14 protein-coding genes and 1 other annotated feature are annotated in these 14076 nt (G+C 34.0%); all 14 genes read right to left on the reverse strand.

From position 1 onward, the window contains the following. Positions 1-11: 11 nt before the first annotated feature. The 14 genes from GMB29_RS19820 to yqfD all read right to left on the reverse strand — a co-directional run bounded on the left by GMB29_RS19820 (position 12) and on the right by yqfD (position 14053). Positions 12-464, reverse strand: coding sequence for a YaiI/YqxD family protein (locus GMB29_RS19820; protein ID WP_136353264.1), 453 nt, complete (start codon positions 462-464; stop codon positions 12-14). A 331-nt stretch (positions 465-795) separates the two neighbouring features. After that, positions 796-1608, reverse strand: a complete 813-nt coding sequence (locus GMB29_RS19825; protein ID WP_136353266.1) for a pyruvate, water dikinase regulatory protein — start codon at positions 1606-1608, stop codon at positions 796-798. A gap of 29 nt (positions 1609-1637) precedes the next feature. Continuing rightward, the gene (locus GMB29_RS19830) at positions 1638-2270 is read right to left on the reverse strand and encodes a transcriptional regulator CcpN (RefSeq protein WP_136353268.1); all 633 of its coding nucleotides are present in this window, start codon (positions 2268-2270) and stop codon (positions 1638-1640) included. A 282-nt stretch (positions 2271-2552) separates the two neighbouring features. Then, positions 2553-4607 carry a glycine--tRNA ligase subunit beta gene (gene glyS, locus GMB29_RS19835; protein ID WP_136353270.1) on the reverse strand — a complete coding sequence of 685 codons (2055 nt, stop codon included), beginning with the start codon at positions 4605-4607 and terminating at the stop codon, positions 2553-2555. Further along, positions 4600-5490, reverse strand: coding sequence for a glycine--tRNA ligase subunit alpha (glyQ, locus tag GMB29_RS19840; RefSeq protein WP_136353273.1), 891 nt, complete (start codon positions 5488-5490; stop codon positions 4600-4602). The genes glyS and glyQ overlap by 8 nt, the downstream gene beginning before the upstream one ends. A gap of 201 nt (positions 5491-5691) precedes the next feature. After that, positions 5692-5867, reverse strand: a binding site (T-box leader). Positions 5868-6029: 162 nt separating this feature from the next. Further along, entirely contained in the window at positions 6030-6782 is a 753-nt protein-coding gene (gene recO / locus GMB29_RS19845) for a DNA repair protein RecO (protein ID WP_136353275.1), read from the reverse strand. A gap of 32 nt (positions 6783-6814) precedes the next feature. Next, positions 6815-6958, reverse strand: coding sequence for a YqzL family protein (locus GMB29_RS19850; protein WP_136353277.1), 144 nt, complete (start codon positions 6956-6958; stop codon positions 6815-6817). Positions 6959-7129: 171 nt separating this feature from the next. Next, the gene (era, locus tag GMB29_RS19855) at positions 7130-8038 is read right to left on the reverse strand and encodes a GTPase Era (RefSeq protein ID WP_136353279.1); all 909 of its coding nucleotides are present in this window, start codon (positions 8036-8038) and stop codon (positions 7130-7132) included. Continuing rightward, positions 8031-8429 (reverse strand): cytidine deaminase, encoded by a 399-nt coding sequence (locus tag GMB29_RS19860; RefSeq protein ID WP_136353281.1) that lies wholly within the window; start codon positions 8427-8429, stop codon positions 8031-8033. Before GMB29_RS19860 ends, era begins: the two co-directional genes overlap by 8 nt. Before the next feature lie 188 nt (positions 8430-8617). Further along, positions 8618-8998: a diacylglycerol kinase family protein gene (locus GMB29_RS19865; RefSeq protein WP_136353284.1), complete on the reverse strand. Its 381-nt coding sequence runs from the start codon at positions 8996-8998 to the stop codon at positions 8618-8620. Continuing rightward, on the reverse strand, positions 8970-9452 hold the full coding sequence (gene ybeY / locus GMB29_RS19870; protein ID WP_136353286.1) for an rRNA maturation RNase YbeY: 483 nt from the start codon (positions 9450-9452) through the stop codon (positions 8970-8972). The genes GMB29_RS19865 and ybeY overlap by 29 nt, the downstream gene beginning before the upstream one ends. Before the next feature lies 1 nt (position 9453). Next, positions 9454-11622, reverse strand: coding sequence for an HD family phosphohydrolase (locus tag GMB29_RS19875; protein WP_406600282.1), 2169 nt, complete (start codon positions 11620-11622; stop codon positions 9454-9456). A gap of 274 nt (positions 11623-11896) precedes the next feature. Then, the gene (locus GMB29_RS19880; protein WP_136353288.1) at positions 11897-12862 is read right to left on the reverse strand and encodes a PhoH family protein; all 966 of its coding nucleotides are present in this window, start codon (positions 12860-12862) and stop codon (positions 11897-11899) included. 3 nt (positions 12863-12865) lie between these two features. After that, the gene (gene yqfD / locus GMB29_RS19885) at positions 12866-14053 is read right to left on the reverse strand and encodes a sporulation protein YqfD (RefSeq protein ID WP_136353290.1); all 1188 of its coding nucleotides are present in this window, start codon (positions 14051-14053) and stop codon (positions 12866-12868) included. Positions 14054-14076 lie beyond the last annotated feature (23 nt).

Consider the following 14076-nt stretch of genomic DNA (forward strand, 5'->3'; position numbering starts at 1 on the left):
ATATTCGAGATTTAATTAGAATCTCCTGCATCATTCGACAAATTTTTTTTCAATGATGTGATAAAATTTATAGTATCCTCTTCCGTGAATTTTTTAGGACCTTTTGTATACTTGCCACTTCGCCTTTCCATTGCTGATAAATATCTGAATTGAAGTGCTGTATCAATATTAGCTTCTGTATATTGTTTTCCCCTAGGAGTGATGACAATAACCCCTTTTTTTAACAACAGACCAGCTAATCCTATATCCTGCGAAATAACTAGATCATTTTTTTGAACATGGTTGACTATGTATAAATCAGCCTCTTCCTTTCCAGTATCAACAAAGATCCATTTACCTCCATATGTATTAGTGGATGTATGGTTATAAGAGGCAACAAAGATAACATCAATGTTGTGGTTGCTAGCTATATCCATTATTTCTTGTTTAACAGGACAAGCATCCGCATCGACATATATTTTCATTGTTTTTGCTTCATATTTTTCTATTCTACATCACTCCGACAGAATCCTTCTAAAAACTTGTTAGATACTAAATATTCGAGAGAAACATCATGAAATCCTTTTGTCGATTTTTTTTTTGTTAAATATCTTGACAGTTTCCAATAAATAGTTTATTCCTACATGTCAAGATCTAAACCTAAAAAATTTATTTTTTATCACAATTTTTTATTATAATACAAAGTTAAGTAAATATCTATTATTTTTATACATAAGAAAATAACATTTCATTCCAGATAAAAACATTAATAAAAGAGGATGTCTCAATGAGCATCCTCATATTATTTATATGATATTAATTTTGTTTATTCATGAAATTTGCAATAATATTAGCTGTTTCCTCTACAGCTTTATTGGAAACATCAACAACATGGCAGCCGATTTTTTCAACAATCTTATCAAAATAATCCAGCTCTTCTTTTATTCGATCAATATTTGCATAAAACGCTTCATCATTTAGACCCAATGATTTTAATCTTTCTCTGCGAATATGATTGAGTTTATCTGGGCTAATCCTTAATCCAATACACTTTTGTGCAGAAACCTTATATAATTCCTCAGGTGGCTCAACCTCTGGAACAATTGGTACATTAGCGACTTTAAAGCGTTTATGTGCCAGATATTGAGACAAAGGTGTTTTTGATGTTCTTGACACACCAATTAATACAATATCAGCTTTTAATATTCCCCGTGGATCGCGTCCATCATCATATTTAACGGCAAACTCAATTGCTTCAACCTTTTTGAAGTAATCATCATCAAGTTTGCGAACTCTGCCAGGTTCATATTTAGCCGTAATTCCATAGGATGTTTCCATTTTATCAATTAACGGTCCGATGATATCGTAATATACGACCCCTTGTTTAGTCGCTTCTTCAATTAAGAAGTCTCTTAGCTCCGGCACGACAAGTGTAAAGCAAATAATTGCTTGTTCCTTTTTTGCTAATGATATTACTTCTATAATGGTACCCTTATCTTCTACATATGGAATTCGTTTAATTTTTGTATTTGCTGAAGCTCCATTAAATTGACTAGCAGCTGCTTTGACAACTAGCTCAGCAGTTTCGCCCACAGAATCTGAAACAACATACATCAATCGGTAACTCATATTTCTATCCCCATTTCTATTTACTTAGCTCATACATCATTAGCAAAACTTACTAAGATTTTTGTCATGTTTGTCTTTGTTATTCTCCCTATTACTTCAAATCCATTACCTGTGTCTTTAACAACTGGTAATGCATCAATTTGCTTATCAATGAGAGCATTTGCAACATCAACAATGAGATCATCTTGTCGACAAGTAGTAATGTTAGGCATTCTCGTCATAATAATATTTACAGGAATCGAAGTAAGATCTTGCTTACCTAAACTAGCTCGTAATAAATCTTTTCGTGAGAGTACACCGACTAAGTAAGTTTGATCATCAACTACAAACAATGTCCCTACATCTTCTAAAAACATGGTACAAATTGCATCATACACAGAAACATTTACACTTACTACAATTGGAATGGATTGATGATCCTTAACTTGTAGTTTTTTTAGCTCTTCTGCTAAAAGCTGCGTATCTTGTTTGCCGGTATAGTAATAACCAACACGTGGTCTAGCTTCTAAAAAGCCAGCCATTGTTAAAATAGCTAAATCAGGCCGAAGCGTTGCTCTTGTTAAATGAAGATGATCAGCAATTTGTTCCCCTGTAATTGGACCATTTTCTTTTACAATTTCTACAATTTGTTCTTGCCGTTTATTGAGCTCGATTTTACTCACCACCTTGCTCTTTCTACATTACACTTTTAAAAAATACTTGGACACATGTTCCTATTTATTCATAATTGTTTTACACACGATGCTCTGATAATGATACATACATTTCGGGTAGTATGTAATAGATAATTCTTACACATATAACAAAATAGGTTATACTATATAAAATTATTATATACTTTAATATCAATTTGAAAAGCAAATTATTTCAAATCTCATTATAAGAAAAGGGCTGACTATAAATGGTCAGACCCTTTAACATTGTTTATCAAGTATATAAACAGGTTATTTTACTAAGATAATGTTCATTTTGGCGAATGATTCAATTAGCGAGGAAAGCTTGACCATTTGTGCTAATCGATTTGCTCTCAACTTCTCATCTTCACACATAACCATTGTTTGATCAAAGTAATTGTTAATAACATCCTTTAACCCTGCTAATACAGAATATACTTTAGCTTCACTGTCTGCTGAATTGATGTTATCTGTTGCTTGAACATAAGCATCATAAAGAGATTTTTCAAGCTCAGTTTCAAATAACTGTTCATTTATCTCTTGATCATTTCCTTTTTTAGCTATATTCATGACACGGGCTAAAGCTTCAATCGTTTCTTTAAATTCTGCCTGTTCAGATGCAGACTCAAGTACTTTTGCACGCTCAACTAATGACGTAGCTTCTATTACAGATGATTCCAGGACTGCATCAATTAAATCATAGCGAATATTATTTTCTGCTAATAAGTATTTTAAGCGTTGTTTAAAGAAAGTAAGCAATTCTTGCTTTGTTTCAGCTGCCTCTTTATCGATATATAAATCAAGTGCTATTTTAAACAACTCAGGTAATTCTAGCTCCCATTTCTTTGATAGTAGGATCTGAACAATACCGCTCGCTTGTCTCCTTAGTGCATAAGGATCTTGTGATCCTGTTGGGATTTTACCGATTGCAAAGAATCCAACAATCGTGTCGAGCTTATCGGCGAGTGCTACTACAGCTCCAACCGTTGATGCTGGTGCTGCATCATCAGCGTGACGAGGCATATAATGTTCATTAATTGCAACAGAAACCGCTTCTTCTTCACCACTAATTCGTGCATATTTTTCTCCAATTTTCCCTTGGAGTTCAGGAAATTCATATACCATATTTGTTACTAAATCGAATTTACAAATAGTTGCTGCACGTTCTATACTATTCTTTTCATCGTTACTTGCATGAATTTTATCCGCTAATAAACGGGATAGCTTTACAATACGTTTAACTTTCTCTCCAAGAGTACCTAATTCTTCATGGAATACAATTTTATCTAATTTTAATACAGCATTTTCAATCTTCAACTTTTGATCTTCTTTATAGAAGAAATTTGCATCAGATAATCTAGCACGTAACACTTTTTCATTCCCTTTTGCAACATTTTCAAGATGATTATGGTCACCATTACGTACTGTAACAAAAAATGGCTGTAGCTCTCCCTTTTGATTTCGAACCGGGAAGTAGCGTTGGTGTTCTTTCATTGTTGTAACTAATACTTCATCTGGTAAAGATAAATAATCTTCTTCAAATTTTCCGAAAAGTGCCATTGGATACTCGACAAGATTATTTACTTCTTCGAGCAGCTCCTCGTCAACAGGAATAACCCAATTTTGTTCATTTTCAAAATCATTCAACTGAGTAGTAATCGCTTCTTTACGTTTTACAGGATCAGCTAAAACGAATTGTTCTAATAGTACGGCTTCATATAATGCCGGTGCAGAAATTTCAACTTTCTTACCTAAAAAGCGATGGCCATAGCTATGTGAGTTTGTTGTCACTCCTGCGATTTCAAACGGTATAACATCATTACCGAATAAGGCAACAATCCATTTAATCGGTCGAATATAACGCATTTCCTGACTGCCCCAACGCATGTTTTTAGGAAAGCTTAAGCCAGTTATCAATCCGCGTATATCTGTTAAAAGTGTTTTAGATTCCTGGCCTTTAATGAATTTTTGCACATGTGCATATTCAACACCATTTATTTCTTTAAAGTAAATATCGTCAACTGTTGCTCCTTGACCTTTTGTAAAACCTATCGCTGCTTTTGACCAATTTCCTTCTTGGTCTAATGCAATTTTTTTAGCGGGGCCTTTTGCCTCTTCTTCGATATCAGGTTGTTTTTCGGCTACATCTTTTATTAAAACAGCAAGTCTTCGTGGTGTTGAAAAAGTTTTAACTGCTCCGAAAGCAAGTTGTTTATCTTCTAACCAGTTTGAAAGCTTCTCAGCAAACTGATTCATTGCATCTGTTACATACTGTGCAGGAATTTCTTCTAATCCTATTTCAATCAATAAATCCTGATTACTCATCTTGCGCCTCTCCTTCCTTAATTAACATTGGAAAACCAAGTTTTTCTCTTTCATCATAAAATGTTTTAGCTACTTTTCTGGCTAAATTACGAACACGTCCAATATATCCTGTTCGCTCTGTAACAGAAATAGCACCTTTCGCATCAAGTAAATTAAACGTATGAGAGCATTTTAAGACATAGTCATATGCTGGATGGACAAGACCTTCATCCATTTGACGATTCGCTTCTTTTTCATACGTTGAAAATAGATGAAACAGCATATCAGTATCAGATGTTTCAAAGGTATATTTTGAATGCTCGTATTCAGGCATTAAGAAAATATCACGAACAGTAAAACCATCTGTCCATTCTAAATCAAACACATTTTCTTTATCTTGAATATATGAAGCTAGCCTCTCAATCCCATATGTAATTTCAGCTGAGACAGGTTTACATTCTAATCCGCCAACTTGTTGAAAATAGGTGAATTGTGTAATTTCCATTCCATCAAGCCATACTTCCCAACCTAAACCAGCACAACCAAGTGAAGGATTTTCCCAGTTATCTTCAACAAAACGAATATCATGCTCTAATGGATTAATACCTAAGGCACGTAAAGAATCTAAATATAGTTCTTGAATATTATCTGGAGAAGGCTTCATTATTACTTGGAATTGGTGATGCTGATAGAGTCTGTTTGGATTTTCTCCATAACGTCCATCTGCAGGTCTTCTTGAAGGTTCAACATATGCTACATTCCAAGGCTCAGGTCCAATACTTCTTAAAAATGTATACGGACTCATCGTACCCGCACCTTTTTCTGTATCATACGCTTGCATTAATATACAGCCTTGGTCTGACCAATGTTTTTGCAGCGTTAAAATCATTTCTTGAATGTTCATAAACACATTCCTCCTTATATATTTTGTAAAGCAAGACTTACGCTAAGAAAGCCCTGCTGTGACTTTGCTTGACTTGGACGTACTGTCCTTGGATCTTTACAGGTATTTCCTACTAGTCTCCTATAATGTCAAAGGGATTTACTGCATGTCATTGCAAGGGTTAAATACAAAAAGCTCTCGTCCCTATGCCAAAATAATTGACATAGGGACGAGAGCATACCCGCGGTTCCACCCTAATTGCTTATCACAAAAATGAAAAGCCACTTTAAATAATTGCTCCAGAATGCCTTTCGTTACGAACCAACCCTTAGCTCACACCATCCTAAGGTCGCTTACACTTGGCTATCGTAAGTACTCTTTTCCTTCAACGCATAAATGTTATATTATATTTGCATATTAAGCGAAAAATAGACAGATGTCAACTTTTGATAACATATGTTAATTAATAATCCTAGGACAAATACATATTAATCCTGAATCCATATAGGATTAGTAATCAGAACTACTCTTAATTCAACTTTCTTTTCTGTATAGAATTATTATAGCTTTCCTTTTAAATTATCCAATTGATCTAAAAATCGTTTCGATTTTATCGTAAGTCCTGAATACTCCTGATAATAAGCTTCGATGACAGTTTTAAGCTCCTTTTTCGTTTCAGGCTTAACTGAAATGTTACCTAAACGTTTTAAATCAAAATAATAAAATAAACGTAATAATTTAACTGTCATCTGTGAAATAGGCAATCTGTAAGGATCTTGTTCAAAACATCTATGACACAAAAATCCACCTTCTCGAATTGAAAAGTGAAATGTCCCATCTTTATGTCCACATACTACACAACCATCAAGTTGTGGATGAAGCCCTAGAACACTTAGCATTTTCATTTCAAAAATATTAAGTAAGATATCTGGATCAACATCTTCGTCTAAATAGTGAAGTGTCTGCTTAAGTAATTCAAATAAAAATGGATTTTTCTCAAAGTTTTCTGTGCTTTTATCTAGTAATTCCACTATGTATGATGCGTATGCAGTTAGAAAGATATCCTCACGAATACTTCTTAATGAATAGATTGTTTCACCTTGCTGAAGACTGCCTAATCCAGTTGATTTCTGAAATAAAAATATTCCATACGTAAAAAGTTGGGTAATGGACGTAAGGCGACTATTTGGTTTTTTAGCGCCTCTTGCCATAACCCCAACTTTTCCGAGTTCTCGAGTATATATAGTGATAATTTTGTTTGTTTCACCGTAATCCGTTGAACGTATTACAATGCCTTCACATTTTTGAAGCAAAATCTCCCTCACCTTCCAAGGTTCAGGCAAGATCAAAAAATTGGAAAATCCATTTCAGCTAGTTCATCATCTTGAGAATCGGGTCCGTCATCATTCTCCTTTTCTAATTCTTTAAAAAGAAGATACGTATCAATACTACCTGTTTGCGAAAACACTTTCCAGGTAAAATCCAACATATAAACCCCACCTTTCAGTAGTTAAGACTAGCAAACATCTATCCAATTTCTTTATAGTTATCTTGACCTTCTCTTCTCCAATTCATGTCAAACAATATTTGTTAATTTTTTTATTGATAATTTAGTTACTAACAAAATTCTTTGTCATCCTAATAACGCAACATTAGATACTTAGTATTCATCTTCTCTAAATCCATAATCACGTAGTTGTGATGCTTTATTTCGCCAATCTTTTTGAACCTTTACCCATAGTTCTAAATAAACTTTAGAACCAAGTAATGCCTCAATATCAACTCTTGCTCGTTTTCCTACTTCTTTTAACATGCTGCCTTTTTTACCAATAACAATTCCCTTTTGTGAATCGCGTTCAACAATGATTGTTGCTCCGACATATATCGCTTGATTATTTTCCCGTCTTTCAAGCGTATCCATTACGACTGCTATCGAATGAGGAATTTCTTCTCTTGTTAAATGAAGTACTTTCTCACGAATTAATTCTGTGATAATAAAACGCTCTGGATGATCTGTTACTTGATCCTCAGGATAATACTGTGGTCCTTCAGGTAATACCTCTTCAATTTGCCTTAACAATGTTTCAATATTGTTTCCTTGCAATGCAGAAATTGGAACAATTTCTTGAAAAGGATATAATTTTTTATATTGTTCTATTAAAGGTAAAAGCTGATCGGGATGTATTTGATCAATTTTATTAATAATCAGGAAAACTGGTGTTTTCGTTTGTTTTAATCTCTCAATAATAAATTCATCACCACGGCCATATCCTTCTTCAGCATTGATCATAAAAAGAATCAGATCTACTTCTTTTAATGTGTTTTGGGCAACCTTCATCATGAAGTCGCCCAGCTTATGCTTAGGCTTATGAATCCCTGGAGTATCAATAAATACTGTTTGCGAGTGGTTTGTAGTATAAACCCCTTGGATTTTGTTACGAGTTGTTTGCGGTTTATCACTCATTATTGCAATTTTTTGCCCGATAACTTTATTAATGAACGTTGATTTTCCAACATTTGGTCTACCGATAATAGATACAAAGCCAGATTTAAATGCTTGATTATTCATGCAAGTCCTCCGCTGAAAAACCACCTGGCAGTAATTCATGTACTGTTAGTTGTTCGATATCGCCATTTAAGTTCGTTAAGATTACTTTCATGTCTTTTGGGCAAAGCTCAAGTAATACTTGACGACATGCTCCACATGGCGGAACAGGTCTTTTTGTATCAGCTACTACTGCTATAGCAGCAAACTCTTTATCGCCTTCAGAAATAGCTTTAAAAATGGCTGTTCGTTCCGCACAGTTTGTCATACTATATGCTGCATTTTCTATATTGCATCCTCTATATATTTTACCATCATTTGTTAATAAAGCGGCACCTACTTTGAATTTAGAGTAAGGTGTATAGGCTTTTTCACGTGCTGCTTCTGCTTCTTTGATGAGTAGTTCGATGTTCACTAAATTTCTTCCTTTCTAAATGACATTGCGCCATTGCTCTTCTTTATTTTACCTAATTATTCCTTAAATTTCACGCATTCTAAGCATTTGTAATTTAATTGTAAGAATTTTTAGAATTAACAATTAATAAAATAAAGTGGGAGTTTCATTTTTTTCCAATCTTCCTGACTGTTAATTGTTAGATTTAATTAAAGCGGGAAATGTTGAAACAAAATGATTAATCCTATTATAACTGATAATATCGCATATACAAAAACAGCACCAGCTGCTGCATCTTTAGCTGCCTTAGCGAGCGGCATTACATCATCAGTTACTAGATCTACAACATGCTCTAATGCTGTATTCATCAATTCTAATGCTAGCATTCCACCAATTAAAAACAACACAACGATCCATTCAAATACTGTAAATGGGAGTAGAAAACCTACTATGATCATCACAATAGAAATACTAACATGAATTTGAAAATTCCGTTCAGTTTGACATGTTCGAATAATCCCGCTCCACGCATAAGTAAAACTTTTATAAAAACGCTTCCACTCAGAGACTTTCGGGTCTTTTAAGTCCATACCGGTCTAAAATATCCTTTTGTTTTGTAAACATCTTTTTTTCATCTTCTTCATTCATATGATCATACCCTAGTAAGTGTAAAAAGCCATGAACGGCTAAAAATCCTAGTTCTCTAATAAATGAATGACCATACTCTATCGCCTGTTCCCTCGCGCGTGGAATAGAAATGATAATATCCCCCAAAACTGGCGGTTGTTCTAAACCAACAATTGCAATTTCTCCTTCTCCAATTTCTTCAAGAGCAAAAGATATCACATCTGTAGGTTGGTCCTTATCCCGATAATCACGGTTTACTTCTTGTATACGCTCATTTGTTACGAATGTTACTGATAGCTCAGCATCCTGTGCTACTTCTTCTACCCTTGCTGCAAATTGTAATAATTCTTCAACAGTCTTAATCTCTTCAGTCGTTAATTCATTTGTTTCATCTATATAATCGATGATTAATTTCATCTTATTTCACCTTCTGTTTTTTCGTTAATTCTGGATATTCTATTCTTGAATGAAAAATTCCATTTAATGATTCACATAATGATTTTGCGATAATATCTAGCTCTCTAAGCGTAATATCACACTCATCTAATTGATGATCTTGTAATCGGTCTGAGATGATCGAACGTACCAGCTTCTCGATTTTATCAGGAGTTGGATTTGACATTGATCGTACAGCCGCTTCTACACTATCAGCAATTGAAATGATGGCAATTTCCTTTGTTTGTGGTTTTGGACCTGGATAACGGAATTCCTCTTCATAGATATTCTCATTTGATTCTTTTGCTTGATGATAAAAATATTTAAGTAATGTTGTTCCATGATGCTGTTCTGCAATATCAATAAATTCTTTTGGCATTTTATTTTTTTTGAGAATCTCAACACCATCTGTTACATGAGAAATGATGACATTTTTACTTAATTGTGCTGATAGCTTATTATGTGGATTTTCAATATTCATTTGATTTTCAATGAAATACTGAGGACGTTTCGTTTTCCCGATATCATGATAATAAGAACCAACTCTTGCTAACAATCCATCAGCACCTATCGCTTCACATGCTGATTCAGATAAGTTCGCAACCATAACACTATGATGATACGTTCCAGGTGTTTCAGTTAAAATTTTTCTTAGCATTGGATGATTAGGATTTGATAGCTCAATTAATCTCATCGTTGACAAAATTCCAAATCCTGTTTCAAAAAATGGCATAAAGCCAATTGTTAATACAGATGAGACAAGTCCTGATACACATGCCATAATGAAGTAGGAGCCAATTTCAACATTTGAATATCCACCGTTTCTAATTAGCATAATCGCTGTTAAGGAAATAATATTTATCCCTGCAATGAACAAGCCTGCTTGAAGTATTTTTGAACGCAGATTATGCTCTCCTAAAAATAATACCCCTGCTAGACTCCCAAATAAGAAGTAGATCCCTACTGCAAAGTTAAAACTTCCTGTAACACCTTCATTAAAGATAATACTGCCACAAATAGCAAAAATCATACAGGTTAAAATCGCTAATCGTTCATTAAGTAACAATTTAACAAGAATAGCACCAAAGGCAACCGGAACGATATAGCCTATATGTGAATAATCAATTTTTTGAAATAGACTAACAATCTTCATCAATAGAACGGTTATCGCAAATATTAAACAGTATAAAAGCAAGGAATTATTTTTCTTTGAAATGGGACTATCTTTCTTTTCAAAATAATAAACAATCCCTGCAATGACGAGTAAAATAAATAAACCTAATCCTAAATACGGCTTAAAGGACTGTTGATCATCAAGTAATCCAACAAGACCAAGTTTACGATAAATTTCACGATTTATTAATTCGCCTTCTTCAACAAGTATTTGTCCTTGTTTTATTTGTGATTCTTTTACATTATCAACTGCTTGCTGCCGTTTTTCCTCTGTTGCTTGCAAATCAAATACATAGTTAGGTGTAATCGAATATTTTGCTAATTCAGTAGCTGATTTTAGAAGATCTGAATGAAGTGAAGTAAACTGTAATTCTTCTACAACTTGTTTCTTTGCTTCAGTCAATTGTACAATCGGTATTTCCTTGCTCATGATATTGTTAACAACGGTAACGACTGCATCTTTTGCCAATTCTAATTCATCATCAGTTGCATTAACGAGCGGCAGAAAAGTCTCTTTTGAAATTTTTTCATTGATAGATGGAGTTAGCTTTTCTTGTACAAGGGTAACCTTCTCTTCTGGTGTTAACGGAGATTTGGAATCAGCCTCATCACCTTTTTTCTCACTTTTCTCTTCTACCCTAACTTCAATAATCGTATCAAAAATGGATGAAACGAGATCAACTTGTTTTTGAGTTATTTCTTTTTTTAATACATATTGATCTTCTACAGAGTCATATGCTTCTTGCTGTTTTCTTTCCGTATCAACTTTGTCTTCAACCGTTGCTGGGGCATATATTGTTTGGTCAGAAACAGTAAATAGCTCGATATCTAATGTTTCAGGTTTTACATTACTATATAATGCTATAAACAAAATTACTGATAAGATCAAATAAAGAATAACATGCAAAAACTTATAATTGTTTAGCTTTTCTATTAATGGATTTGATTTTGGTTTATCTTTCTTTTGCTTTTTCTTCACATGCGGCACCACCCTTATGCAACAACTCAAGGTATTTACATACTCAACATTTTCTTCCTAACTACCATTATTTCTTTTTATCGAAAAATGTTCAACTATTAATACAAAATAGGACAAAAAAATCATAAAAGCGCAACCACTTTGAATCATCCCTTGAGCTAGATACAAAACAAATTTAAGTACAAACAATTCAATTAATATGTATTATTATTGTCGGCACAAACGATTCAAGAAAAAGTGAAAAAAGTGACCCGAATTCGGGTGCTCGGGTCACTTATCTTTCATTTAAATTTTCATATGCCGCGATAATTTTTGCTACAAGCGGATGTCTAACTACGTCTGATTGCTCTAATATGACAAAAGAGATGTCTTTGACATTAGCAAGTATATCTCTTGCAACCGCTAATCCTGATTGTACTCCTTTTGGTAAATCAACCTGTGTAATATCACCAGTGATAACCATTTTCGACCCGAATCCCAACCTTGTAAGAAACATCTTCATTTGAGCTGGTGTTGTATTTTGTGCTTCATCCAAAATCACAAAGGCATCGTCTAATGTTCTACCTCTCATATAAGCTAATGGGGCAATTTCAATTGTTCCCCGCTCAATAAGTCTTAATGTATGCTCCATTCCTAATACATCATGAAGAGCATCATATAGAGGTCTCAGGTATGGATCTACCTTCTCCTTTAGATCACCAGGCAAGAAACCAAGGCTTTCACCTGCCTCAACTGCAGGACGTGTTAAAATAATTCTTTTAATACTGCCGCTTTTTAATGCATTTACAGCCATAACAACAGCTAAATATGTTTTTCCGGTACCAGCTGGTCCAATTCCAAAAACTAAATCTTTATTTTGAATTGCTGCGATGTAATGACGCTGACCTAGGGTTTTAACTCGAATTGATTTCCCCTTAGCTGTTTTAGCTATTTCTTGTACATAAAGTTGTTCAAATTGATCTAGTCTCTGTTCCTTTGCCATACTTATGGCATAAAGAACATCTCGTTCACTTATGTTAATCCCCTTGCGAATAATCAGTAGCAAGGATTTTAACAATTCATCAACAAGATGGACATGATCAGAATGACCTGATACAAAAACAGCTTCACCTCTAGTTATTATGGAAACATTTAACTCTTCTTCAATTCTTTTTAAATGCAAATCATGGTTTCCAAATAGAGCAATCGCTTCGTTTGGATTTTCTAATTGCTGATTCATTGTCACTAATTCTTCTGGCATCCTTTAATCTCCCTGAACAATTGGTGTGGTTTTTACGATATTTTCTAACACTTGGTAAAGAACGGTTAATCTAACTTTACCATTCTCATTCGTCTCGTGCAAAACTTTTTCTCCAATTACTTTTTCTTCCTCATCTAATTGATCCTCAATATCTTTGCGACCTCTATCCAAAGCTGCCTCTTTAGCCTGTTTAACTGAATACTCTCGATGTACTTCTTCTTTCTCTCGATATGTTTCTTTCACATACGCAATCGGCAAGGTGAAATTTAAAAAATGAAGGGTTCGAACATCATCTTCTACTTCAAAGGATGTAAATTCTGGATTTTTAAAACCCCAAATCGGAAGTTTAAAACTGCCTAATTGTAAATAATGCTTTTCCTTATCTTCCCCAGTTAAAACATGAAAAGTCGTCTTTATTGGAATTGATATCGTAGATTTGTACCATGTTTCTCCAAAGATTTCAGCTTTGGCAGCTACCTTTTTCTGCTTATCTTCCTTCCCTATCAACCCTGAAACTAATATTTGACCTTTATTAACATGTTGATGAAGAGTTGTTAACGGCTGCCCTTGTTCAACAAACATTTTTGCAATAACTGCCTCTTTCTCTGCAACGATATGTTGTGGACTAACTAATTTTTCTTCCTCAGGTTGATTTTTCTCGACTACTTTTAAATGATACGTTGTTCCTGTTAATTCTACACCAACCCATGTAATCTGTTGAATATTATCTGTTAAAGACTGTTGAATGTCATCAGGATTTTCAACAAAAAATTGAAGTTGTCCTGTTTTCACACCAATTCGAGAAAGCTCTTTCTTAATTAAATGTTCTGTTTCTGGTGAAGCACCGTCAATCTTTATTCCCCATATCATATTTGATAAAACAAAGATGACTGCTAAAAAAGCTATTATTCCCAAAACAAACCCACTGTTTCGCCATGATCTTTTTGCAAGGAAAGGAAAACCAACTCTTCTTTCAAAGCTACATTTACATTCATTTTTTCGAACGACTTTTCGTAAGGCATGTACATCTTGCAGGCGAATAAAAAAACTTAATCCATCTTTTTGACTTCTTCGCACATTCCAAATAGCTATTTCTTCCCGTATACAATCATTTAAAAATCGTTCAGTCCCTCTTCCTTCAATCCTTACATTAACTACACCAAATAACCAACTCGTCCATTGATTTTTCATAACGATCCCCCTAAATATAAGTA

It is taken from the genome of Metabacillus sediminilitoris, from assembly GCF_009720625.1.
Classification (GTDB): domain Bacteria; phylum Bacillota; class Bacilli; order Bacillales; family Bacillaceae; genus Metabacillus; species Metabacillus sediminilitoris.